Source organism: Streptomyces sp. BE303, assembly GCF_036290945.1.
Taxonomy (GTDB): Bacteria; Actinomycetota; Actinomycetes; order Streptomycetales; family Streptomycetaceae; genus Kitasatospora.
Map to the genome: position 1 here is coordinate 49,992 of NZ_JAQYWZ010000817.1, position 23,738 is coordinate 73,729.

At 75.1% G+C, this 23,738-nt stretch carries 21 protein-coding genes; 9 read left to right on the forward strand and 12 right to left on the reverse strand.

Annotated elements, in window-relative coordinates:
• The first annotated feature begins 41 nt into the window (after nt 1–41).
• From PUR56_RS28245 to PUR56_RS28255, 3 genes are all read left to right on the forward strand, one after another.
• Complete coding sequence (locus tag PUR56_RS28245) at nt 42–1,910, forward strand: non-ribosomal peptide synthetase (protein ID WP_329951008.1); 1,869 nt, start codon at nt 42–44, stop codon at nt 1,908–1,910.
• 76 nt (nt 1,911–1,986) lie between these two features.
• Nucleotides 1,987–3,924 (forward strand): non-ribosomal peptide synthetase, encoded by a 1,938-nt coding sequence (locus PUR56_RS28250; RefSeq protein ID WP_329951009.1) that lies wholly within the window; start codon nt 1,987–1,989, stop codon nt 3,922–3,924.
• Entirely contained in the window at nt 3,921–6,953 is a 3,033-nt protein-coding gene (locus PUR56_RS28255; protein ID WP_329951010.1) for a condensation domain-containing protein, read from the forward strand. Before PUR56_RS28250 ends, PUR56_RS28255 begins: the two co-directional genes overlap by 4 nt.
• Nucleotides 6,954–7,022: 69 nt before the next feature.
• Here the strand turns inward: PUR56_RS28255 and PUR56_RS28260 are convergent, their stop codons facing one another.
• The 7 genes from PUR56_RS28260 to PUR56_RS28290 all read right to left on the reverse strand — a co-directional run bounded on the left by PUR56_RS28260 (nt 7,023) and on the right by PUR56_RS28290 (nt 12,378).
• Nucleotides 7,023–7,379: a TcmI family type II polyketide cyclase gene (locus PUR56_RS28260; RefSeq protein ID WP_329880062.1), complete on the reverse strand. Its 357-nt coding sequence runs from the start codon at nt 7,377–7,379 to the stop codon at nt 7,023–7,025.
• Nucleotides 7,376–7,831 (reverse strand): SRPBCC family protein, encoded by a 456-nt coding sequence (locus PUR56_RS28265; protein ID WP_329880061.1) that lies wholly within the window; start codon nt 7,829–7,831, stop codon nt 7,376–7,378. Before PUR56_RS28265 ends, PUR56_RS28260 begins: the two co-directional genes overlap by 4 nt.
• 1 nt (nt 7,832) lies before the next feature.
• Nucleotides 7,833–8,093: an acyl carrier protein gene (locus PUR56_RS28270; protein ID WP_329951011.1), complete on the reverse strand. Its 261-nt coding sequence runs from the start codon at nt 8,091–8,093 to the stop codon at nt 7,833–7,835.
• Nucleotides 8,094–8,208: 115 nt separating this feature from the next.
• Nucleotides 8,209–9,453 (reverse strand): beta-ketoacyl synthase N-terminal-like domain-containing protein, encoded by a 1,245-nt coding sequence (locus PUR56_RS28275; RefSeq protein WP_329951012.1) that lies wholly within the window; start codon nt 9,451–9,453, stop codon nt 8,209–8,211.
• A 5-nt stretch (nt 9,454–9,458) separates the two neighbouring features.
• Nucleotides 9,459–10,718: a beta-ketoacyl-[acyl-carrier-protein] synthase family protein gene (locus tag PUR56_RS28280; RefSeq protein WP_329880057.1), complete on the reverse strand. Its 1,260-nt coding sequence runs from the start codon at nt 10,716–10,718 to the stop codon at nt 9,459–9,461.
• Nucleotides 10,715–11,149 (reverse strand): cupin domain-containing protein, encoded by a 435-nt coding sequence (locus PUR56_RS28285; RefSeq protein ID WP_329880056.1) that lies wholly within the window; start codon nt 11,147–11,149, stop codon nt 10,715–10,717. The genes PUR56_RS28280 and PUR56_RS28285 overlap by 4 nt, the downstream gene beginning before the upstream one ends.
• Before the next feature lie 62 nt (nt 11,150–11,211).
• Nucleotides 11,212–12,378 carry a SchA/CurD-like domain-containing protein gene (locus PUR56_RS28290; protein WP_329951013.1) on the reverse strand — a complete coding sequence of 389 codons (1,167 nt, stop codon included), beginning with the start codon at nt 12,376–12,378 and terminating at the stop codon, nt 11,212–11,214.
• 317 nt (nt 12,379–12,695) lie between these two features.
• Here PUR56_RS28290 and PUR56_RS28295 point away from each other — a divergent pair, with 317 nt between their 5' ends.
• Together PUR56_RS28295 and PUR56_RS28300 are read left to right on the forward strand one after the other, a co-directional pair.
• The gene (locus tag PUR56_RS28295; protein ID WP_329951014.1) at nt 12,696–14,321 is read left to right on the forward strand and encodes an FAD-dependent oxidoreductase; all 1,626 of its coding nucleotides are present in this window, start codon (nt 12,696–12,698) and stop codon (nt 14,319–14,321) included.
• Nucleotides 14,322–14,731: 410 nt separating this feature from the next.
• Nucleotides 14,732–15,583, forward strand: coding sequence for an EamA family transporter (locus tag PUR56_RS28300; protein WP_329951015.1), 852 nt, complete (start codon nt 14,732–14,734; stop codon nt 15,581–15,583).
• 75 nt (nt 15,584–15,658) lie between these two features.
• Here the strand turns inward: PUR56_RS28300 and PUR56_RS28305 are convergent, their stop codons facing one another.
• Nucleotides 15,659–15,970 carry a hypothetical protein gene (locus PUR56_RS28305; protein ID WP_329951016.1) on the reverse strand — a complete coding sequence of 104 codons (312 nt, stop codon included), beginning with the start codon at nt 15,968–15,970 and terminating at the stop codon, nt 15,659–15,661.
• Complete coding sequence (locus PUR56_RS28310; protein WP_329951017.1) at nt 15,967–16,293, reverse strand: SAV_915 family protein; 327 nt, start codon at nt 16,291–16,293, stop codon at nt 15,967–15,969. The genes PUR56_RS28305 and PUR56_RS28310 overlap by 4 nt, the downstream gene beginning before the upstream one ends.
• Before the next feature lie 233 nt (nt 16,294–16,526).
• Between PUR56_RS28310 and PUR56_RS28315 the strand changes: the two genes are divergently transcribed.
• From PUR56_RS28315 to PUR56_RS28325, 3 genes are all read left to right on the forward strand, one after another.
• Complete coding sequence (locus PUR56_RS28315; protein ID WP_329880051.1) at nt 16,527–16,964, forward strand: helix-turn-helix domain-containing protein; 438 nt, start codon at nt 16,527–16,529, stop codon at nt 16,962–16,964.
• A complete protein-coding gene (locus PUR56_RS28320) occupies nt 16,957–17,337 on the forward strand; it encodes a DUF4180 domain-containing protein (RefSeq protein ID WP_329951018.1) in 381 nt (126 codons plus the stop codon). Before PUR56_RS28315 ends, PUR56_RS28320 begins: the two co-directional genes overlap by 8 nt.
• A 187-nt stretch (nt 17,338–17,524) precedes the next feature.
• On the forward strand, nt 17,525–19,744 hold the full coding sequence (locus PUR56_RS28325) for an NADP-dependent isocitrate dehydrogenase (RefSeq protein WP_329951019.1): 2,220 nt from the start codon (nt 17,525–17,527) through the stop codon (nt 19,742–19,744).
• A gap of 124 nt (nt 19,745–19,868) precedes the next feature.
• Here the strand turns inward: PUR56_RS28325 and PUR56_RS28330 are convergent, their stop codons facing one another.
• The gene (locus PUR56_RS28330) at nt 19,869–21,341 is read right to left on the reverse strand and encodes an MFS transporter (RefSeq protein ID WP_329951020.1); all 1,473 of its coding nucleotides are present in this window, start codon (nt 21,339–21,341) and stop codon (nt 19,869–19,871) included.
• A 140-nt stretch (nt 21,342–21,481) separates the two neighbouring features.
• Here PUR56_RS28330 and PUR56_RS28335 point away from each other — a divergent pair, with 140 nt between their 5' ends.
• Nucleotides 21,482–22,189, forward strand: coding sequence for a TetR/AcrR family transcriptional regulator (locus PUR56_RS28335; RefSeq protein ID WP_329951021.1), 708 nt, complete (start codon nt 21,482–21,484; stop codon nt 22,187–22,189).
• Nucleotides 22,190–22,318: 129 nt separating this feature from the next.
• On the opposite strand, the gene PUR56_RS28340 is transcribed toward PUR56_RS28335, so the two are convergent.
• A complete protein-coding gene (locus tag PUR56_RS28340; protein ID WP_329951023.1) occupies nt 22,319–23,293 on the reverse strand; it encodes a cytochrome c oxidase assembly protein in 975 nt (324 codons plus the stop codon).
• Between the two features lie 93 nt (nt 23,294–23,386).
• On the reverse strand, nt 23,387–23,738 hold a 352-nt coding region (locus tag PUR56_RS28345; protein ID WP_329951022.1), incomplete at its 5' end, for an NAD(P)-dependent oxidoreductase.

A 23,738-nucleotide genomic window follows, 5' to 3' on the forward strand; every position in this document is an offset into this window, starting at 1 on the left:
GACCCACGACGACCGCCCGATCGATCCACGGAGGAGCAGCCATGACGAACCCCCAGTCCGACATCCCCCAGACCGACACCCGCCAGACCGACACCACCCCGGCCGGGGCCAGCATCGCGTACGGGCGTCCGCACCAGGACGGCGCGGTGCTCGACCTCTTCACCAGCTGGGCCCACCGGACCCCGCACGCCCCGGCGCTGATCGACGGCGAGCAGACCCTGAGCTACGCGGAACTCGACGCCCTCGCGTCGGAGTTCGCCGACGTCCTGGCCGACCGCGTCCGCCCCGGCGACCTGGTCGGCCTCTGCCTGGACCACTCTGCGGCCCTGGTCGCGGCCACCGTCGCCGTCGCCAGACTCGGCGCCGTCCACCTGCCGCTCGGCCCGCGTCCCGGCGAGCGCCGGCTCCAGGCCGTCGCCGAACAGCTGCGGCCCGCGTGCCTGGTCGGTGACCCGGCACTGCTGCCGCCGTCCCACCGGGACGGGCTCCACCGGCCGCTGACCGCCCCCGGCGCGGCCGGCGCGGTCGCCGCCTTCGCCGCCGACCGCGCGGCGGGCGTCCGCATCCCCGCCGGCACCCTGTACACCGTGCTCACCTCGGGCTCCACCGGCACCCCCAAGGCCGTCGCCGTCACCGAGTCCGCGCTCGGCGCGATGCTGCAGTGGTACCGCGAGCTGACCGGCCTCGGCCCCGGCGACCGGCACAGCCTGCTCATCGGGGTCGCCTTCGACCCGCACCTGATGGAGCTCTGGGCCACCCTCACCTCCGGCGCCGCGCTCGTCGTCGCCCCCGACGCCGTCCGCTGGGACCCGACCGCGCTCACCGACTGGTGGCGCACGGCCGGCATCACCGTCGGCGTGCTGCCCACCCCGCTGGCCGAGCCCGTCCTCGACCGCCCCTGGCCCGCCGGGCTGGCCCTGCGGCACCTCTGCGTCGGCGGGGACCGGCTGCGGCGCGCCCCGGGGCCGGACGTCACCGCGACCGTCCACAACGCCTACGGTCCCGCCGAGGCCACCGTCGTCACGACGGTCCACAGCATGGCGCCCGGCGCGGACCACGGAGCGGGCGCGCCGCCGATCGGCCGCCCGATCCCCGGCGCCGTCGTCCTGGTCACCGACGAGGACGGCCGCCCGGTGCCGCACGGCCACGCGGGCGAACTGCGGATCGGCGGGCGGGGCCTGGCCATCGGCTATCTCGACGCCGAGCTCACCGCCCGACGCTTCGTCTCGGCGCCCGACGAGATCGAGGGCACCGACCGGGTCTACCGCAGCGGCGACCGCGTGCTGATGCGCCCCGACGGCGTGGTCGAGTTCCTCGGCCGGCTCGACGACCAGGTCAAGGTCAGCGGGGTGCGGATCGAACCGGCCGAGGTCGAGGCCGCCCTCGAACGCGACCCCCGGGTCCGCCGCGCCGCCGTCGTCGCCCGCCCGGGCACGGCCGGCGGTGCCCACCTGCTCGCCTTCGTCCAGCCCGCGCCGGAGGAACCCGTACCCGCGGCGGCCGACCTGCTGGACGCCGTCCGGCCCTGGCTGCCCGAGCAGGCCGTGCCGGGCACCCTGCGGCTGGTCGACACCTTCCCGCTGGACGCCAACGGGAAGATCGACCGGGCCGCGCTGCTCAAGGCCGAGGACGCCGGCCGCCCGGCCGGACCCGCGCCCGAGACGGCCGCCACCGCCACCGAGCGGACCGTGCTCCGGCTCTGCCACGAGCTGCTCGGCCGCACGGACCTCGAACCGGCGGACAACTTCCTCGACTCGGGCGGGACGTCGGTCACCGCCGCCCGACTGCTCGCCGCACTGGAGGACGCGTACGGAGTACGGCTGCGCGCCCCGCTGCTGCTGCGCCAGCCCGACCTGCGGGCCATCGCCCGGCTGATCGACGAGCGGCTCACGAGCGCCGCCACCGGCTGACGGGCCGCCGCACCTCCCGACCGCCGCCGCAGGGCACCCCGGTACGCCGCCGGGGTGCCCGGAAGGGAACCACCCCATGACCTCCACCGCCGCGCACACCCCTGCCACCGGTGACGCCCCGCCCGAGGCCGCGCCCGCCGGCGCGCCCGAAGCCGCCACCGTTCCGGCGCTCATCGCCGGGCAGGCGGCGCTGCGCCCCCGCGCCCTCGCCGTCACCGACGGCTCCACCGCCCTGACCTACCGCGAACTCGTCACCACCGCGGGCCGGCTGGCCGCCGACCTGACCGCCCGAGGGGTCGGCCCCGGCACCGCCGTCGGCCTGCTCTGCGCCCGCGCGACCCGCCAGGCCGTGGCCCAGCTCGCCGTCTGGTGGGCCGGCGGCCACGTGGTGCCGCTCGACCCGGCCTACCCGCGTCCGCGCCTCACCGGCATGCTCGACGACGCCGGCGTCCGGCTCACCCTCGGGGACAAGGCGCTGCTCGCCGACGCCGGCCTCCCCGCGGACCGCTCGCTGGCGCTCACCGAGTCCGGTCGCGCCGCGGCCGGCACGGTCGAGACCGCCGAGGGCGCCGACCCGGTGCACCCGGACCCGGCCGGCGTCGCCCTCGTCTACTACACCTCCGGCTCCACCGGGCAGCCGAAGGGCGTCCAGGTGCCGCACAGCGCCGTCGCCGACCTGGTGACCGCCCCCGACGGGATCGCGCTGGGCCCCGGCGACCGCGTCCTGCTCCACTCGCCCGCCGCCTTCGACGCCGCCACCTTCGAGCTGTGGGCCCCGCTGGTCCGCGGGGCCGCCGTCGCCGTCTCGCCCGCCGAACGGCCGACCCCCGAGGAGCTCGCGCGCGACATCGAGCGGTTCGGCGTCACGACGGCGTTCCTCACCACCGCGCTCTTCCACCAGCTGGCGGCCCGCCGCTCGCGGATCTTCGGTGTCCTGCGGACCCTGATCGTCGGTGGCGAGGCGCTCTCCGTCGAGCACGCGGACGCGGTCCTGCGCGCCTTCCCCTGGCTCGACCTGGTCAACGCCTACGGGCCCACCGAGGCCACCACCTACACCACCCTGCACCGCATCCGGCCGGCCGACTGCACGGGCCCGATCCCGATCGGCCGCCCCTTCGGCGGCGCCCGCACCTTCGTCCTCGACGAGGAGCGGCGGCCCGTCGCGGACGGCACCCGCGGCGAACTCTGGATCGGCGGGGCCCGGTTGGCCCTCGGCTACCTCGGCCGACCGGAGCTGACCGCCGAGCGGTTCGCGGACCTCCCCGGCCTCGGCCGGGCGTACCGCACGGGCGACCGCGCCGCGCGGCGCCCCGACGGCACGCTGGAGTTCCACGGCCGGCTGGACGACCAGGTGAAGGTCCGCGGCTTCCGGATCGAACCCGGCGAGGTCGAGCACGCGCTGCGCAGCCTGCCCGAGGTCGCCGAGACGGCGGTCGTGGTCCGCCGGGCGGGGCACGAGGACGCCGCGCTGGCCGCGTACGTCGTCCCCGCCGAGGGCACCCGCCCCGTCCCCGAGGCGCTCCGCCGGCAGCTCGCCGAGCGCCTCCCGGCGCACCTGGTGCCCACCGCCTGGACCGTGCTGGACGCCCTCCCGCTCACCGGCAGCGGGAAGGTCGACCGCCGGGCCCTGGCGTCCGACGACCGGCCCGCGCCCGGGGCCGCCGCCGGGCCGGGCGCCGGCGCCGCGCTCACCCCGATCCAGCAGGTCGTCGCCGCGGCCTGGTCGCGGGCCCTGGAGCACGAAGTGACCGCTCCCGAAGCGGACTTCTTCGCCGAGGGCGGCCACTCGCTGCTCGCGATGTGGGTCGTCGACGACCTCCGCGAGGACCTCGGCGTCGACCTGCCGCTCGGCGACTTCCTCGACCACCCCACCGTGGCGGGCCAGGCGGCGCTGATCGAACGCGCCCTCCTCGCGGCCGAGTCCGCCGCGCCGGACGCCTCCGCCGAACCCGCCGAACCCGCGGACGGCGACGCCGCCCGGCCCGCCGCACACCACCAGGAGCCCACCCGATGACCGCCCCTGCCGACCAGGCAGGTCAGGCCGCCCCCGTCGACCAGGCCGCCCTGCTCCGCCGCGCCCGCCGCCGGGTCGCGGACGGGTCCGCCGACCGGGCGGGCGGCCCCCCGGCCGCCGTTCCCGGCCCCTCCGCCACCCCCGTGACCTCGGGCTCCGCCGCCGGCCCCGGTCGCGCCGTGAGCCCCGCCCGCGGCGCCGGGCCGGTCCCGCGGACCTCCGCCACCGGCGCGGCCCCGCTCTCCCACGCCCAGCAGCGGATGTGGCTGATGGAGCGGCTCGGCCAGGGCGGCGCGCGCTACCACGTCCCGCTCGCCACCAGGCTGCGCGGTCCGTTGGACCTCGACGCCCTCGCGACGGCCCTCACCGGCCTGACCGCCCGCCATGCGATCCTCCGTACCCGCTACGGACAGCGCGACGAGCGGCCCTACCAGGAGACCGGGCCGGTCGTCCCGATCCCGGTCCCCGTGCGGCCCGCCGCCCCGGAAGGCACCGATCCCGGCAGCACCGACCCCGACGGCACCGCGCTGCTGCACGCCGAAGCGGCCCGCCCGTTCGACCTCGCCACCGGCCCCGTGCTCCGCGCACTCGCCCTCCGGCACGCCCCCGACGACCACACCGTCCTCCTGACGATCCACCACATCGCCGTCGACGGAGGGTCCCTGCCGATCCTCGCCGCCGACCTCGCGGCCCTGTACGCGGACGCCGCCGGGCTCCGACCGGAGGACCTCCCCGAGCCGGGACTCCCGTACGCCGACTACGCCCGCTGGGAGCGGGGCCGCGACGACGAGCTCGCCGCCACGGCGGCCGACCGGGCCGCCGCGCTCACCGGCGCCCGGCCGCTGCCGCTGCTGCGCCCCGTCCCGCCCGGCACCCCCGACCGGCGGGCCGCCCTGCACGGCTCCCCGCTCGCCGCGGGCACCCTCGACGACCTGCGCAGGCTCGGCGCCCGGCACGGGGCCACGCTCTTCGCCGTCGTCCTGGCCGCCGCCTTCGCCGCCCTGCGCACCGCCACCGGCGAGCCCGACCTCGTCCTCGGCTGCGCCGGCGGCCACCGGGCCCGCCCGGAACTGCGCCGACTGGTCGGCCTCCAGGTCAACACCCTGCCGGTCCGCGCCGAACTCCCCGGCGGTGACCCGGTCTTCACCGACGTCCTGGCCGCCGTCCGGACCGCCCTGCTCGACGCGCAGGTCCACCACGACGTCCCGTTCGACCTGGTCGTCGAGCGGCTCGGCCCCGCCGCCCGGGGCGCTGACGGCACCCCGCTGCTCGCCGTCAGCTGCGACCTGGTCGGCCCGTCGGAGCCGCTGACCCTGCCCGGTCTCGCCGCCGAGGCCGTCGACATCGACCTCGGTCTCGCGAAGTTCGGCCTCACCCTGCTGGTCGAGGACGGCCCGCAGCCGCGCTGCCTGCTCCAGCACGACCCGGCCGCCCTCGACGAGCCCACCGCCCGCCGTCTGCACGCCGCCTTCGCCGAGCTGCTCGTGGCCGTCGCCGCCGACGCCGACCGCCCGCTCTCCGAGCTCCCCGGCAGCCGCCTCGCCGCCCCGCCGTCGCCCGCCGGGTCCGTCGGACCGGAGCACCCCGCGGTCGCCGCCCTGCTCGCCGACCCCCGGGTCGCCGACGCCGCCGTGCTCGCCCCGGACGACGGTCCGGCGCTCGCCTACGCGGTGGTCCGCGGCCCGTCCGCCCCGGGCGGCACCGACCTGCGCGCGGGCCTCCGCCGACAACTGCCGCCCGACCGGCTCCCCGCCGCCGTCACCCTCATGGACACCCTGCCCCGCCACCCCGACGGCGCCCTCGACCCGGCCCGCCTCCCCGGCGCGCCCGCCGCCGCCCCGTCCGCCCACCTCGACGCGGTGCTGGCGGCGTTCGGGGACCTGCTGGGCGGACGCCCGTCGCCGGACGGGGACTTCTTCGGGCTGGGCGGCCACTCGCTGGTGGCGGTCCAGCTGGCGGAGCGGCTCCGGACCGGCACGGGTCTGCCGCTGACCGGGCTGGACGTTCTCGAACAGCGCACGCCCCGGGCGCTGGCCGGCCTCCTCACCACCCGCGCCGCGGAACGGCGCTCCACCGCGACCGCGTCCGCCGCCGCGGGCGTGCGGACCGGGACCGGCCGGAGCACGGCCACCCGGGCCGGCACCGTGCTGCTCACGGGGGCCACCGGCGGTGTCGGCGCGGCCGTCCTCCAGGAGCTCGTCGCCCAGGGCCGACCGGTCCGCGCCCTGGTCCGCCCCGAGTCGGCGCACCTGGTGGCCCGCAGCGGCGTCGAGGTCGCGGAGGGGGACCTCGCCGACCTCGACAGCCTGCGCCGGTCCGTCGAGGGCGTGGACGCCGTCATCCACTCCGCGTGCACGTTCACCGAGCACGCCGTCGACGTCGCCGCGATGCGCGCCCTGGTGGACGGTTGGCGCGGCGGGGCCGGCTTCGTCTTCGTCAGCAGCGTCGACGCCTACGGGCGCCCCGCGCCGGGCGAGGTCGCCGAGGGCGCCCCGGCCACCGGGCCGGTCAGCCCGTACGGGCGGGCCAAGGCGGAGTGCGAGCGGATCCTCCGCGAGTCCGCCGACGGTCGGGGACCCTGGACGGTGGTCCGCTCGCCGCTGGTCTGGGGGCCGAACCGGCGGCTGCGCGACCAGCTCCGCTGGGGCGCCACCGGCGCGCTCTACCAGGACGCCCTGGCGGGCCGGCCGATCACCCTGCCGCGATCCGCGCCGGAGGGCGGCGCCGACTGGTACGGCGCGAGCTGGGTGCACTCGGCGGCCCTCGCCCGCGCCCTGGCGGGCGGCCTCACCCGGGCACCGGGCCGGGTGGTCAACGCGGTGACCGGCCACGTCTCCTGGACGGACTTCGCCACCGAGCTGGTCCGCCTGCTCGGCTCGGCCGGCGCCGTCACCGCCACGGAGGACGCGGACCCCGAGCTGCGCCGCCCGTGGCGCTACCGGGCCGACGCGCTCGCCGAGCTGCTCCGCCCGGAGCCCGGGGAGGACTGGCGCGCCGTCCTCGCCGCGATGACCGGGCCGGCCGGCTGACCCGCACGAGCGGACACCCCGCAGGCCGCAGGCCGACGGGGTGTCCGCTCGACGGACCGGCACCGGCCCTCAGCCGGTGCGCTCCCAGCGGTAGAACTCGTGCGCCATGGCGTCCTTCGGCCCGCGCCAGGTGGCCGGGTCGTACGCCTGGACGTACGCGGTGAGCGCGTCGCTGACCGCCCGGAACTCCGGATGCCCGACGACCTGGGCGACGGCCGGGCCGGGCGGCCGGTCCGCCTCGATCAGGTGGAGGTAGACGTCGCCGAACTGGAAGAGGCTCCGCCCGGTGACGCCGATCAGCTGGGGCAGCTCGCCCCGGTCGGACTCGGCGAACACGTCGGCGATGCCCCGGGCCGCGTCCGGCTTCATCCGGGCGACGATCAGCGCGCGGTGGGTCTGCGTGGTGAGGGGGGACGTCGTGCTCACAGCTCCGCGGCCTTCTTCTCGACCTTCTCGCGGATCAGCTGCAGCTGGATCCGCGAGTTGCGGTTGATGTGGTTGACCATGCCGTCGTCGTCGACCGGCGCGGTGGGCTTCATCGAGAAGTCCTGCACCCAGCGCATCCTGGTGCCGGCCGGGACCTCCGCGTACTCCCACTGGATGTCCATGAACTCGAACGGGCCGGGTTCGACCCGCCGGGCCCGGACCGCGAGCGAGGACCGGTCGGTGGTGCGCTCGGAGACCCAGCTCCACACCTTCCCGTCGTCGTCGGGGTGCATGGTCAGCCGGAAGGTGACCCGGTCGCCGTCCCGCTCCAGCACCTCGACCGAGGCGTACTCGCTGAACAGCTGGGGCCAGTTCTCCAGGTCGTTGGTGATCTCCCAGACCAGGTCGAGCGGTGCCGCGATGACGATCTCGTTGTCGGTGTGTCCGGCCATCTCAGGCACCCGCCTTCGCGGTGACGGCGGAGTTGACCAGGTCGAGGAACTCGGCGGGGGTCTTCGCCGACTCCGCGCCGTTGGTGACCTTCACGCCGTGCCGGTTCTCCAGCTCGCCGACCACGCCGAGCAGGCCGAGGGAGTCCACGCCGAAGTCGTCGAAGCTGACGCCGGGGCGCTCCAGGTCGAGGGGGTCGACGGCGACGCCGGCCCGGGCCTGGATGAGCGTCGCGAGTTCGGGATAGCTGAGGGTGTTGCTCACGGGATGTCCCTTCATAGCGTGCGAGTTGCGGTTGAGCGGCCGGACGGTCGAGCCGGCGGGGCGGGCGACGGGCGACCGGTGGAGCGGTGGAACGACGGCACGGGCGGGGCGTGGATCAGGCCTCCCGGTCGCCACGCCGGAGCACCAGGGCCGAGTTGGAGCCCATCAGCCCGCGGCTGAGCACCAGCGCGGTGCGCAGCTCGGCCGGCCGGGCGCGCCCGGTCACCAGGGCCAGGTCGTGTCCGACCTCGGTGACGTTCGGGGTGGGCGGCAGGACGCCGTCCTCCATGGCGAGCACGGCGGCGGCCGTGTCGAGCACCGGCGCGCCGCAGTAGGCCCGGCCGGTGCCGGCCTTCGGGGCGGTGACCGGGACGCGTTCGGCGTACGGGCCGAGCGCGTCGGCCAGGGCGAGCGCCTCGGCGCGGTCGGCGGCGGGGACGCCGAGGGCGTCGGCGAAGACCACGTCGACCTCCTCCGGCGAGATCCTGGCCTGGTCGAGGGCGATCCGGATGGCGGCGGCCAGGCCCTCCCGGGACTCCTCCCAGCGGGAGGCACCGGTGAAGGTGGCGCCGTGCCCGGCCAGGTACGCCCGGACGGTGGCGCCGCGCCCGAGGGCGGTCCGCTCGTCCTCCAGGAGGAGCATCGCGCCGCCCTCGGCGGGGGCGAAGCCGCAGGCCGCGGGGGAGAAGGGCAGGTAGGCCCGGTCGGCCCGGTCGGCGAGGCTGACCTCGGGGTAGCCGAGCTGGCAGACCATCGAGTACGGCGCGAGCGGGGCCTCGGCGGCGCCGGCCACCACCGCGTCGGTGCCGCGTTCGATGGCGCGGGCGGCGTGGGCCAGGGCGTCCAGGCCGCCGGCCTCGTCGCTGGCGACCACCCCGCACGGGCCCTTGTAGCCGCCGCGGATGGAGACCTGGCCGGTGCTGGCGGCGTAGAACCAGGCGATGGACTGGTAGGGGCCGACGAACTGCGGTCCCTTGCCCCAGAGTTGCTGGAGTTCGCCCTGGCCGAACTCGCCGCCGCCGGAGCCGGCCGCGGTGACCACGCCGACCGCGTACGGGTCGTCGGGGTCGGGGACGTATCCGGCGTCCGCCACCGCCTGGTCGGCGGCGGCCATCGCGTAGTGCGTGAACCGGTCGGTCTGCACCAGGTGGCGGCTGTCGATGGCGGCGGCCGGGTCGAAGTCCCTCACCTGGCCCGCGATGCGCAGGGGGAAGTCCGCGCAGCCCTCACGGGATATCCGGTCGAGGACGCTCACGCCCTGCCTGGTGGCCTTCCAGAAGGCGTCGGCCCCCACGCCGTTCGGCGCCACCACGCCGAGGCCGGTGATCACCGCCCGGCGGTTCTGCTGACGTGACGTCATGGATCTCACCCCGTTCTTGTGAGCACGACGGCGGACTGGAATCCACCGAACCCGCTGCCGACCGAGAGGATGTGGCGCAGCGGCATCTCCCGCGCGGTGCGCGGTACGTAGTCGAGGTCGCACTCCGGGTCGGGTGTCTCGTAGTTGGCGGTCGGCGGGACGACGCCGCGGTCGAGCGCGAGGGTGCAGGCGACCACCTCGATCGCGCCGATCGCGCCGAGCGAGTGCCCGACCATCGACTTGATCGAACTCATCGGCGTCCGGTAGGCGTGCTCGCCGAGCGAGCGTTTGACGGCCGCCGTCTCGTGCCGGTCGTTCTGCTTGGTGCCCGAGCCGTGTGCGTTGACGTAGTCGACGTCGCCGCGGTCGACCCTGGCGTGGGCGAGCGCGTGGTCGATCGACCGGGACATCTCCAGCCCCTCCTGGGTGAGGCCGGTCATGTGGTAGGCGTTGCCGAAGGTGGCGAAGCCGCCGATCTCGCCGTAGATCCGGGCGCCGCGCCGCCGGGCGTGTTCCAGTTCCTCCAGGACGAGGACCGCGCCGCCCTCGCCGAGCACGAAGCCGTCACGGTGGGCGTCGAACGGCCGGGAGGCGTGCGCCGGGTCGTCGTTGCGCTCGCTGGTGGCCTTGATGGCGTCGAAGCAGGCGACGGTGATCGGCGAGATCGGCGAGTCGGAGGCGCCGGCGAGACAGATGTCGGCGCGGCCCTCCTCGACGCTCTGGAAGGCGTACCCGATGGCGTCGAGGCCGGAGGTGCAGCCGGTGGAGACGGTCTGCACCGGGCCGCGCGCCCCGGTCCGCTCGGCGACCGCCGAGGCGAGCGTCGAGGGCGCGAAGGCCCGGTGCAGCTGCGGTTCGGCCCGCCGGTGGTCGACGTCCCAGCGGGCGCCGCCAGCGCTGACCAGGGCGTAGTCGTGCTCCAGCCGGGTGGTGCCGCCGACGGCGGTGCCGAGCGAGACGCCGATCCGCCACGGGTCCTCGGCGGCCAGGTCCAGCCCGGAGTCGGCGAGCGCCTCGTCAGTGGCCACCATGGCGAACTGGACGTAACGGTCGGCCCGTTGGACTTCGTCGGGGCCGAGCCCGTGGGCGGCCGGGTCGAAGTCGCACTCGGCGGCGATCCGGGAGCGGAACCCGGTGGGGTCGAAGAGCGTGATGCCCCGGGTCGCCGTCCGCCCGGAGGTGAGGAGTTCCCAGAACGCGGGGACACCGACTCCGCCGGGCGCGACCACGCCGATTCCGGTGACGGCGACCCGTCGCCGGCTCACGAGGCCACCTTGGCGTGTTCCGGCGGGGCGGAGGTGCCCACCGGCTCCGTCTCCTCGGTGTCGACGTGGCCGAGTTCGGGGCGGGGTGCCAGCGGGCCGAGGTGGAAGACCATCCGGGCCTCGGTGTCGCCGACGTTGCGGAACCGGTGGCGCATGTCGATGGGGATCATCAGACCCTGCTCGGGCTTGAGCACCCGGGTCTCGCCGTCCAGGTCCACCTCCAGGTCGCCGGCGACGACGAAGACGAACTCCTCGGAGTACGGGTGGTAGTGCTCGCCGATCCGCTCGCCGGGCTGCACGATGGCCAGCCCCATGAACCCGCTGGTGGCGCCGCAGGTGGTCGGGGTGAGGATGGCGCGCAGGTCGCCGCCGCGCCTGCGGTTCTCCGGCGCCTCGGAGACGTGCACGATCCGTGGGTACTGCGTGGACATGGTTTCTTCCTTACGGATGTCGGGATCGGTGGTGGTGGCCCGGCCGGGGAGGCGGCGGAGCGTCAGGCGGGCTGGGAGGTGCGGTCGGTGACCGGGTTCATGGCGCGGGCGGCGAGGACGGCGCTGAGCCCGCCGACGGTCCGCAGGTCGCCCTCCGGGCCGAGGTCGAGCAGCCGGCCGAGGAGGGCGGCCTCGCGCTCGCCGGCGACGCCGAGTCCTGCCGCCGGGTCCGCCTCGGCGGGGACCCGCAGGTCCACCAGGCGGACCACGACGTCGTCCCGGTGGAAGACGGTGCTGGTGACCACGGGCCCGGTCGGGTCGACGGTGGCCAGGTTGTCGTAGTCGGCGAGCAGGTCGGCGACGGCCTGGCCGTTGCCGGGCTTGACCGGGTAGAGCACCGCGTGCCGGTGCAGCCGGCCGGAGGCGGGGGAGCCGGCGATCGCCTGGTGCTCGGCCGGCAGTGCGGCCCGGGCGAAGAAGGCGCGGGCCGCCTGCGGGTCGCCCAGCTGGCGGGCCTCCTCCAGGTACGGGTTGATGGCCTCCTCGACGGCCCGTACCTCGGGCTGCATGGCGACGTGCCGCAGCGCGTCGCCGAGGTTGCCGACCACCTCGACCGCCCGGACCACCCGGTTGCCGTGCATGAACAGCGAGGTGCGGCGCAGCCGGGTGGTGTCGTCGACCTCGGCGCGGGGCGAGGTGTAGCCGGAGAGGATCCGGGCGACCTCCGGCTCGCTGCCGGGCTTGACGGTGAAGGTCAGGGCGTGCCGGACCACGCCGTCGGGCCCGGGGTCGGCCTTGGGCGGGCCGGCCTGTCCGGAGGGGGTGGTGCGCGGCAGGCCCTCGGGCACCTCCTGCGGGGCCCGGGTGCCGGTGACGCCAGCGGCGGAGGTCTCGCGGAGGATGGTGTAGCGCAGCGAGCGGAAGGTGTCGCTGACGCAGCCGTGCATCGGCTTGACCATCTCCCGGTGGGCCGGGCTGTCCACCCACTCCAGGAAGGTCTCCTGGTCCTCCCACTCGCTGGTGATGAGCCACTGGCGGGGGTCGTTGATGGACTGGCAGAGCTGGTCACTGACGTGGCCGGGGACGGTGGCCACCTGGTGGCGGAGCTGCTCGTACACGTCCATGAAGCGCTGCTGGGCGCCGTCCTGGATCTCCAGCATCAGCACCACCCGCAGGCGGGTCTCGGATTCGGAGTGCTGCCGCGCGGGGGGTTCGGACAGGGTCGTCATGATCCACTTTCTGCTTCTGGGCCGTACGCGTCGGGGGCCGCGTGCGGCGGCGCCGGGCCGGAGGGGCCGGGTGGCCTCCGGCGGGGGGAGGGCGGTGCGGTGGCGGTCGGCCGGTCGGGGTCGGCGCCAGGTCTGAGGTCGATCGTGCGCGGCGGGCACGGGCGGCGCGAGATATGCGGGCCATCCGGGCGAAGCGGCGGCAGAAGCCCCCCGGCGCGGGGGATGGAAGAACGGGGCCGCTGTGTCCGAGAGCCCCGTCGAGGGCGGCTCCGAGCCCGCATCAGGGCCCCGAACCTCCGTACAGGCTGGAGCAATTGATGAATCCGAAGGTTGACGACCGGGTGCCGGTCCTGATCGTCGGCGGCTCGCTGGTCGGGCTGTCCGCCTCGCTCTTCCTGGGCCGACTGGGTGTCAGACACCTGCTGGTCGAGAAGCACGCCGACACCTCGCATCACCCGCGTGGCCGAGGCAACAACGTCCGCACGATGGAGCTGTACCGGGTGGCCGGGATCGAGCCGGCGATCCGCGAGGCGGCCTCGGTGCTCGCGCCGAACCACGGCATCCTTCAGGCCCCCTCGCTGACCGGGGAGGAGCAGGAGTGGCTGTTCCGGGAGATCGACCCGGGCGGGCGGCTCGCCCGCTTCAGCCCCAGCTCGTGGTGCCTGTGCAGCCAGAACGACCTGGAACCGGTGCTGCTGCGGTCCTCCCGGGAGCTGGGCGCGGACATCCGGTTCTCGACCGAGCTGCTCTCCTTCGAGCAGGACGACGAGGGCGTGACGGCGCTGCTGCGCAGCCGGGAGACCGGCGAGGAGCGCCGGGTGCGGGCCGACTACCTGGTCGCGGCGGACGGTCCGCGCAGCCCGGTCCGGGAGGCCCTGGGGATCGGCCAGAGCGGCAAGGGCGAGCTGTTCCACAACGTCAGCATCACCTTCCGGGCGAAGCGGCTGGCCGAGGTGGTGGGCGACCGTCACTTCATCGCCTGCTACCTGACCGCTCCGGAGGCGGACGGCGCCCTGCTGCCGGTGGACAACCACGAGGAGTGGGTGTTCCACGCGCCCTGGCACCCGGAGCGCGGCGAGCCCCTGGAGGCGTTCACCGACGAGCGCTGCGTGCGGCACATCCGGGCCGCGGTCGGCATGCCGGACCTCGATGTCGAGATCACGGGGAGGGCCCCCTGGCACGCGGCCGAGCGGGTGGCCGACGGCTACTCCGCCGGGCGGGTGTTCCTGGCCGGGGACTCGGCGCACGAGATGTCCCCGACCGGGGCGTTCGGCTCCAACACCGGCATCCAGGACGCCCACAACCTGGCCTGGAAGCTGGCCGCGGCGCTGTGCGGCTGGGCCGGTCCGGGGCTGCTGGAGACGTACGGGAGCGAGCGGCGGCCGGTGGCCCAGGTGACCGGGGAGCGGGCGTCGGCGCGGTCGGCCGAGCACAGCCACCCGGGGTACGCGGTGGTGCCCGGCGTCGGCCGGCAGGCCGGTGTGCTGTCGGTGGCGCTCGGCTACCGGTACCGGTCGGGCGCCGTGACCGGGACCGATCCGGCCGGTCCGGTGGTGCCGGAGGCGTTCGAGTCGGCCGGTGAGCCCGGCAGCCGGGCGCCGCACCAGTGGCTGCTGCGCGCCGGGGTCCGGCTCTCCACCCTCGACCTGTACGAGCAGGCGATGGTGCTGCTGACCGGCCCGGAGGGCGCGGCCTGGCACGTGGCGGCGCGGCGGGCCGCGGACCGGCTGGCCGTTCCGCTCGACGCGTACCGGATCGGTGACGGGGCGGAGGACGACCTGGCGCCCGAGCCCGGCGGCGACTTCGCCGCGTCGCACGGCGTGCGCCCGGACGGTGCGGTGCTGGTGCGGCCCGACGGGTTCGTGGCCTGGCGGGCCGAGGGGGCGGCCGACGACCCGGAGGCGGAGGTGGAGCGGGCGCTGCGCGCGGTGCTGTCGCTGTAGACAGCGGTCCGCGAGGGAACGGGGCGGGCCCGCCGGGTTGGTGAACCGGCGGGCCCGCCCCGTGGCGCGAGGGGTGACGCGGTCCCGGTGACCGCCCGCGTCGACCCGGCGACGACGACGTCGTTCTTCGCGCCGTACCGCCGTCCCGAGCCGATGGTCGAGCCGACGGAGGCCCACGTCGGGCCGATCAGTCCGATCTCGCCGCGGCCCGCCCGCCCGCCCGCCGGCCGGCGCTAGGGTGGCCCCATGCGCTTCGTGATCCTGCCGCCGCCCGTCCGCTAGCGGGCGGCCCCTCCACGCACACCCCGCCCGGCGGCCCCCCGCCACCGGGCCGATGAGTGCCGCCCGCGCCACCGGTGGACCTCATCCGGCCGGGCCCCGCCCGGCACCCCGTCGTGGAGAACGAACGCATGACCACTCATGTCGCCGTGCCGGTCCGGCACGGCCTGCTGTCCATCTCGGCCGCCGCCGTGGCCTGGGGCGCGGGCGGAGCCGTCGCCGCCCTGCTGCTGCGCACCGGAGGGCTCGGCCCGGTGGCCGTCTGTGCCTGGCGGTTCGCCGTCGCGGCCGGCTGCCTCGCGCTGCTGCCCGCCCTCCGGCGGACGGCCGGGGGGCGGGCCTGCGGTGCCCCGCGCCGCGCGGCCGTCCTGACCGGGCTCGCACTGGCCGTCAGCCAGTGCGCCTACTTCGCCTCGGTCCAGTACGCGGGTCTCGGCCTCGGCACCTTGATCACCATCGGCGCCGGTCCGGTGCTCACCAGCCTCGGTGCCCACCTGCTGCTCGGTGAGCGCCTGACGGCCCGGGCGTCGGTCGCGCTCGCCCTCGCGCTCGGCGGGCTGGCGCTGCTGGTGGCCGCCCCGGCGGCCGGTCCGCGTCCGCTGCTCGGGGCGGCCCTCGCGGTGCTGGCCGGGGCCGGGCAGAGCGGGCTGACGCTCTGGGCGCGCGGTGGCGGTTCGGCGCGCGCCTCGACCGGGGCGTTCACCACCGGGCTGCTCTGCCTGCTGCCGCTCGCGGTGGCGGAGGGCGGGGTCCTGCCGTCCGGCGGGGAGCCGCTGGCGACGGCCGGTGCGCTGCTCTTCCTCGGCACCGTGCCCACCCTGTTCGCCTACCGGTGGTACTTCGCCGGTCTGACCGTGGTGCCGGGGGTGACGGCCGCGGTGCTCGGCGTCGTGTGCTTCGGCGAGCCGCTCACCCCGGCCCTGGTGGCGGGTTCGGCGCTGCTGCTGACCGCCGTCGCGGCCCTCACCCGCCAGGGGGTGTAGGCCCTCCCGGCGTCTGCGCCTGCGCCCGGCCCGCGCCCGGCCCGTGCTCCCCTCCGGACAGCGGGGCACGGGCCGTCAGGGCACGGACCGGAGCGCGGGCTGACCCGGGATCAGCGCCCGCAGGACGAGGTCGATGCGGACGTGGGCGGCCCCGGCGCGCAGCAGGGCGACGGAGACGGCCCGTAACTCCTCCGGCCCGGTGCAGGCGAGCCGGAGTTCGAGGTCGGCGTCGCCGGCCAGGGCGAGGCCGCTCTGGACGGCCGGGAACTCGGCGGCCAGCCGGTCGAAGTCGAGCGGGACCGGACCGTAGCTCACCCGGGCGAGGGCCTGCAGCGGCCGGGCCTCCTCGGGCCCGGGCGCGCCGGGCACGAGGTGGAGGGCGCTCACCGGTGTTGCAGCCGGGCGGCCGGGAGGCCGGTGCCCGCCGCCGGGCGGCGGGCACCGGCCGGGCGGTCCGCGCCGCCCGCGACGGGCTGCGCGACCAGGCGCGGGTCCAGGACCAGCTCGTCGACGCCGAGCGGGGCGGTCAGGGCGCGCAGGGCGGGTTCGCCGAGCTCGACGGCGGCCTGCCCGGCGCCGAGCAGGCCGGCCAGCGCGCCGGCGGAGCTGAAGCCGACCGCGCAGCGGCGGCCGTCCCGAAGGCGGAAGAGGCGGAGAGCGGTGGTCCTGCCGGTGACGGTGACCGGGACGTGCCAGACGACGCGGGCCATGCGGGTGCTCCCGAGTGGTGGAGGGGCCTGCCGGAACTGCTCCTTCGACGCTAGGGCGGCGCCGGGCAGTCGGACGCCGTCCTGACGCAGCGTTGACCGAATGCCGCGCTGCGTTGACGAAGTTCTGACGGTCGGCTGTACCGCTCATCGGACAGCACTCCCTATCCTTCCCTATCCAACCTATTCTCATGGTAGTTTCCGACCGTAAGGAGTCATCGCGCGAAGGGTGTCCGGTGCCGGAGTACTACTCGGTGGAACAGGTGGCCGAGCTGCTGGGGCTGCACGTGCGGACGGTCCGCGGCTACGTCCGCGACGGCCGGCTGCGGGCCACCAGGATCGGGAAGCAGTACCGGATCGCCCGCCGCGACTTCGAGTCCTTCGCCGGCGCGGACCCCGAGGCGTCGGCGCCGCCGGAGCCCGGTCCGCTGCACGTCGAGGTCTCCACCGTCGTCCAGATCGACGGTGTCGGTGTGCGGGAGGCCGTCCGGCTGTCGAACACCCTCGTGGCACTGGTCTCGGGCCCGCGCGGGAACACCGTCCCGACGCGGGTGGAGTCCCTCCACAACGAGGAGCGCGCGACCCTCAAGGTGATCATCCTCGGCGATCCGGCCGACACGGCCGAGCTGCTCGCCGTCATCCACTCCATGACCACGGAGAACCGTCATGTCTGAGCACAGCCCCACCGCCCCGTCAGGTGTCCTGCGGCTGCCCGCCGAGGGCCCGGCCATCCGCGACGAGTCCGCGGCGATGGACGTCATCGGCGACGCCCTGGGTCGCGACGCCGCCTGGGTGCTCGTCCCGGCCGAGCGCTTCCCGGACGAGTTCTTCACCCTGAGCACCCGGATCGCCGGCGGGATCGTGCAGAAGTTCGCCACCTACCGGGTCGGGCTCGCCGTCCTCGGCGACATCTCCCGGCACACCCTGGCCAGCGGCGCCCTGCGGGACTTCGTCCGGGAGTCCAACCGGGGCGGGCAGCTCTGGTTCCTGGCCGACCTGGCCGAGTTCGAGGCGCGGCTGGCGGCCCGCTCGGGCGCCCTCCGGTAGCCCCCTCCGGCGGTCCTCCGGACGCTCCGCTTGCCGCGCGCCCGCGCCGGGACCACCGTGGAGCTGACCGTCGCCCCGGTGCCCCGGACGCCTCCCTCCGCACATCCGAACCGGGGGGAGGTGGAGCGAAGGGGCGATCACGAGATATCTTGACGTCAAGACGTTGGAGACGCGAAGCGGAGTACCGATGACTGACTCGACCATCATCTATACGCACACCGACGAGGCGCCGGCCCTGGCAACGTACTCGTTCCTGCCGGTCGTGCAGGCGTATGCCTCGACGGCGGGCGTGAAGGTGGAGACGCGCGACATCTCCCTCGCCGGGCGGATCATCGCGAGCTTCCCGGAGCGTCTGGAGGAGGGCCAGCAGATCGGCGACGCCCTCGCCGAGCTGGGCGCGCTCGCCAAGACCCCGGGCGCCAACATCATCAAGCTGCCGAACATCTCGGCGTCCATCCCGCAGCTGAAGGCGGCCGTCGCCGAGCTGCAGGCGCAGGGCTACGCGCTGCCGGACTACCCGGACGACCCGCAGACCGACGAGGACAAGGACGTCCGCGCCCGTTACGACAAGGTCAAGGGCAGCGCCGTCAACCCGGTCCTGCGCGAGGGCAACTCGGACCGCCGGGCCCCCGCGTCGGTCAAGAACTACGCCAAGACGCACCCGCACCGCATGGGCGCGTGGTCGGCCGACTCCAAGACCAACGTCGCCACCATGGGCGAGAACGACTTCCGCTCCACCGAGAAGTCCACCGTGATCGCCGAGGCCGGTTCGCTGCGCATCGAGCTGCTCGCCGCGGACGGCACCACCACGGTGCTCCGCGAGTCGGTCCCGGTCCAGGCCGGCGAGGTCGTCGACGCCTCCGTGCTGCACGTCGCCTCCCTGCACGAGTTCCTGGCCGCCCAGGTCGCCCGGGCCAAGGCCGAGGGCGTGCTGTTCTCGGTCCACCTCAAGGCCACCATGATGAAGGTCTCCGACCCGATCATCTTCGGCCACGTGGTCCGCGCCTTCTTCCCGAAGACCTTCGCCGCGTACGGCCCGGCGCTCGTCGCCGCCGGCCTGAACCCGAACAACGGCCTCGGCGGCATCCTCGCCGGCCTCGACGCGCTGGAGAACGGCGCCGAGATCAAGGCCTCGTTCGACGCCGAGCTGGCCGACGGCCCGGCCCTGGCCATGGTCGACTCGGACAAGGGCATCACCAACCTGCACGTCCCGAGCGACGTCATCGTCGACGCCTCGATGCCGGCCATGATCCGCACCTCCGGCCACATGTGGGGCCCGGACGGCCAGGAGGCCGACACCCTCGCCGTGCTGCCCGACAGCAGCTACTCCGGTGTCTACCAGGCCGTCCTCGACGACTGCCGCGCCCACGGCGCCCTGAACCCGGCCACCATCGGCTCCGTCCCGAACGTCGGCCTGATGGCCCAGGCCGCCGAGGAGTACGGCAGCCACGACAAGACCTTCGAGATCGCCGCCGCGGGCACCGTCCGCCTGGTCGACACCGAGGGCAACGTCGTCCTGGAGCAGGCCGTCGAGCCGGGCGACATCTTCCGCTCCTGCCAGACCAAGGACCTGCCGATCCGCGACTGGGTCAAGCTGGCCGTCACCCGCGCCCGTGTCTCGGGCGACCCGGCCGTCTTCTGGCTGGACGAGACCCGTGCGCACGACGCCGTCCTGATCGAGAAGGTCAAGGCCTACCTGCCGGAGCACGACACCACCGGCCTGCAGATCGAGATCAAGGCCCCGGTCGACGCCACCACGTTCTCGCTGGAGCGCATCCGCCGCGGCGAGAACACCATCTCGGTCACCGGCAACGTGCTGCGCGACTACCTGACCGACCTCTTCCCGATCCTGGAGCTGGGCACCAGCGCCAAGATGCTGTCGGTCGTGCCGCTGATCAACGGCGGCGGCCTGTTCGAGACCGGTGCCGGCGGCTCCGCCCCGAAGCACGTCCAGCAGCTGGTCAAGGAGAACTACCTGCGCTGGGACAGCCTGGGCGAGTTCTTCGCGCTGGCCGCGAGCTTCGAGCACCTGGCCCGCACCACGGAGAACGCCCGCGCCCAGGTGCTGGCCGACACCCTGGACCGCGCGACCGGCACCTTCCTCAACGAGGACAAGTCGCCGAGCCGTCGCCTCGGCGGCATCGACAACCGCGGCAGCCACTTCTACCTGGCCCTGTACTGGGCCCAGGAGCTGGCCGGCCAGACCGCGGACGCCGAGCTGGCGCAGGCCTTCGCCGGCCTCGCCGAGTCGCTGGGCGAGCAGGAGCAGGCCATCGTCGAGGAGCTGGCAGCCGTCCAGGGCACGCCGGTCGAGCTCGGTGGCTACTACCAGCCGGACCCGGCCAAGGCCGCGGCCGCGATGCGTCCGTCGAAGACCTTCAACGACGCGCTGGCCAACCTCGGCTGACCGCAGGCGAAGTGAACCGGGAGGCCCCGGGATCCGCAGGAGCGGATCCCGGGGCCTCCCGGCGTTCCCGCCGCCACCGGCCGGGCGCCGCCACCGGCCGGTGCGGCGGCGGTGCGCGCCGCGCTCAGTGCTCGCTCTCGGGGCGCGCCCGGCGGGGGAGCAGGAAGGCGACCAGGAAGGCCAGCGCCAGCAGGGCGGCGGCGAGGCCGTACGTCCGCCCGGCCGCGTGCTGGAAGCCGTCGGTGCCGGCCCAGCCGAAGAACGCGGTGCCGAGCAGGGCGACGCCCACCGAGCCGCCGAGCTGCTGCTGGGCGTTGAGGACGCCGGAGGCCGAGCCGGTCTCCGCCTCCTCGACGCCGGCCAGGGCGATGTCGAAGAACGGCGCCATGATCAGGCCCAGACCGAAACCGGTGAGGGCCAGCGCGGGGAGCAGCTCCCAGCTGGTGAGGCCCGCCGCCCAGTGCTCGACCGAGTACCAGAGGCCGAGCGCACCGCAGGCGGCGACCACCATGCCACCGTGCAGGACCCGGCGGCCGTGGCGCGGGGCCAGGAGCGCGCCGGAGAGGACGGCGCCGGCGACCACACCGAGCGACAGCGGGATCATCGAGAGCCCGGCGTGCAGCGGGGTCCAGCCGAGACCGAGCTGCAGGTGGAGGGTGAAGACCAGCAGCAGGCCGGAGAGCGCGGCGAAGAAGACCAGCCCGGTGGCGAGCGCCGAGACGAAGGCCCGCCTGCCGAACAGTGAGGGCTCGATCAGCGGGGTGCCGCCGCGCCGCAGGACACGGCGCTGGTGGAGGGTGAAGAGCCGGAGCACCGGCAGGGACGCGGCCATCGCCACGAAGACCCAGAGCGGCCAGTCGAGCTCGCGCCCCTGGACCAGCGGGTAGACCAGCAGCAGCACGGCGAGGCTGAGCAGCAGCACGCCCACCGGGTCGAGCCGGCCGGTGCGGGCGGTAGCGGTCACGCGGTCGGCGGGCAGGATCCGGCCGGCCATGAGGACGGTGAGCAGGCCGAGCGGCAGGTTGATCAGGAACACGGTCCGCCAGCCGAGGCCGAACCAGTCGGCGTCGGTGAGGTAGCCGCCGAGGGTGGGACCGAGGACGGAGGAGAGCCCGAGGACGGGGCCGAAGAGGCCGAACGCGGCCCCCATCTCCTTGGGCGGGAACATCGACTTGATCAGTCCGAGGCCCTGCGGGATGAGCAGCGCGGCGAACAGGCCCTGGAGGGTCCGGGCGGCGATCAGGGCGCCGGCGCCGGGTGCCGCCGCGCAGAGCACCGAGGCGAGGGTGAAGCCGGCCGCGCCGAGCGTGAAGAGGCGCCTGCGTCCGAAGAAGTCGCCGAGCCGGGCTCCGGTGATCAGCAGGACGGCGAAGGCGAGCGTGTAGGAGGCGGAGATCCACTGGATCTGGGCGTCGCTGCCGCCGAGGTCCTGGCGGACGGAGGGCGAGGCGACGCCCACGATCGTGGTGTCGAGGAGGTCCATCACCTCGGCGGCCAGGATGACGGCGAGGCCGGCCCAGCGCAGCCGGTAGCCGGTCGGCGGGCTCTCGGCCGCCGCCGTCGGCGAGGGGTCGGGAGGGGCGATCTGGTCGGTCATGGGGGGTGCTCTCCGGATTCCACGGGGCGAACGTCGTTCGTCTCGACGAACACTGTTTTTCTGAACGAACAGTGTTCTCCCATGGAACGGTGTTCGTGTCAAGTAATCTGGGAGCCGTCACCGACCACGAAGGAGCCCCCATGACCAGTGCCGCCCCGCGCTCCGGCTGGTCCGAGCACTGGCAGAAGGAGAAGGCTCCGCCCAGACGGCAGCCGCTGAGCCGGGAGCGGATCGTCGAGGCCGCGCTGAGGATCGTCGACGCCGAGGGCATGGACGCGCTCAGCATGCGCCGGGTCGGACAGGAGCTCGGCACGGGCGCCGCCAGCCTGTACGCCCACGTCGGCAGCAAGGAGGAGCTGGTCGAGCTCGTCCTCGACCTCGCCTACACCGAGATCGAGCTGGAGCGGCCCGACCCGGCCACGTGGCAGGAGCAGGTGAAGCGGCTGCTGCGCCGCTCCCGCCAGGTGCTGCTCTCGCACCGGGATCTGGCCAGGGCCGCCGTCGTCGCCAACGTCCCGGTGACCCCGCACGCGATGGACATCGCCGAGGCCATGCTCGGCATGCTGCGCGCAGGCGGCCTCGACGAGCAGACCGCCGCCTACGGGGTCGACCTGCTCGGGCTCTACACGACGGCGACCGCCTTCGAGGCGTCCACCCGCGGCGGCGGGAACAGCGAGGAGTTCACCGAGCGGATCCGGAACTACTTCGACACCGTCCCGACCGACCGCTACCCGATGATCACCTCCATGGCGGTCGCGCTCACCCGCGACGTCGGGGACGAGCGGTTCGAGTTCGGGTTGGACATCCTGGTCGCCGGCCTGGCCCGGCAGTCCGGCACGGCGGGCTGACCCCCCGGGGCCGCCGCCGGTCGGCCCCCGGCCGGCCCCCGGCCGGCCAAGGCTCCGGCTCCGTTCCCGGCTCCGGAAACGACGGAACCCCCGCCCGAGGGCGGGGGTTCCGGAGCGGTGGGGCCGGGCTCAGCCGGCGTCGGCCGCCGGCGCGGGCCGCTGGTTGCGCTTGTCCAGCGACGCCAGGTACGCGTTGTACGCCGCCAGCTCGGCGTCGCCGCTGCGGTCCTCGGCGCGGTCCCGGCGGCGGGAGAGGCGCTCCTCGGAGCGCATCCACTGGTAGACCAGCGCGATCAGCACGATCGCCGTCGGGATCTCGCCGAACGCCCAGGTGATGCCGCCGGCCAGCTTCTGGTCGGCCAGCAGGTCCGTCCCGGGCGGCGCGCCCTCGCTGGTGAAGGTCTTCACCAGCGGCTGGCTCCCCATCATCACCGCCACGCCGAAGAAGGCGTGGAACGGCATGCCCATGAACAGCTCGATGATCCGCATCACGTGGCCCGACCGGTTCGGACCGGGGTCCACGCCCATGATCGGCCAGAAGAACGCCAGCCCGGTGGCCAGGAAGTGCACCATCATGAAGATGTGCCCGAGCCGGTACTCCATGAGGAAGTCGAACAGCGGGGTGAAGTAGACCCCGTACAGGCTCGCGATGAACAGCGGGATGGTGAACGCCGGGTGCGAGATCACCTTCACGTAGGTGCTGTGCAGCAGGGCCACCAGCAGCTCGCGCGGCCCCCGCGGATTGCCCTTGCCGGCCGGTCGCAGGGCGCGCAGCGCCAGCGTGATCGGCGCCCCGAGCAGCAGCAGGATCGGCGACAGCATGGAGAGCACCATGTGCTGCATCATGTGCGCGCTGAACAGCACCATGCCGTAGTCGTTCAACCCGGTGCAGGTGACCAGGATCACCGTCCCGGTGCCCGCCGCCCAGGCCGCCGTGCGCCCGACCGGCCAGCGGTCGCCGCGCCTGTGCAGCCGGACCACGCCGGTGAGGTACAGGGCCAGCGCCGCCAGGCTGCCGATCAGGAACACCCAGTCGGGGGACCAGGTCAGCACGTTGGAGAGCGAGAAGGGTCCGAGTTCGGTCATCCCGCCGTGGTGGTGCATTCCTGGCATTCCGTCACCCATCGGCGGGTCCTGCTTTCCATCCTCGCGGCCCCTGGGTGGGTCCGGTTCGCCCGTTTTGCTTCGTCGTACAGCCTAGGCGGGCCTTACTCCGGTGCCTCCGCCGCCCCCCGCGCAGGGTTCCGCGCGAGCGGTTCGGCCGCGCGGGACGAGGACGTTCTCGCCGCGGCGCCCGGCGGCGTAGTCGTCCACGTTGCGGACGGTGGCGTCGATGATCTGGCCGACCGCGGTGCGGGTGAAGTGGGCCTGGTGCGAGGTGACCAGCACCTGGGGGAAGGTGACCAGGCGGGCGAGGGTGTCGTCGGCGATCCCCTGGATCGAGCGGTCGGTGAAGAAGACGCCGGTCTCCTCCTCGTAGACGTCCAGGCCGACGCCGGAGAGCCGGCCGGCCCGCAGCGTCTCGACCAGGGCCGCGCTGTCGACCAGA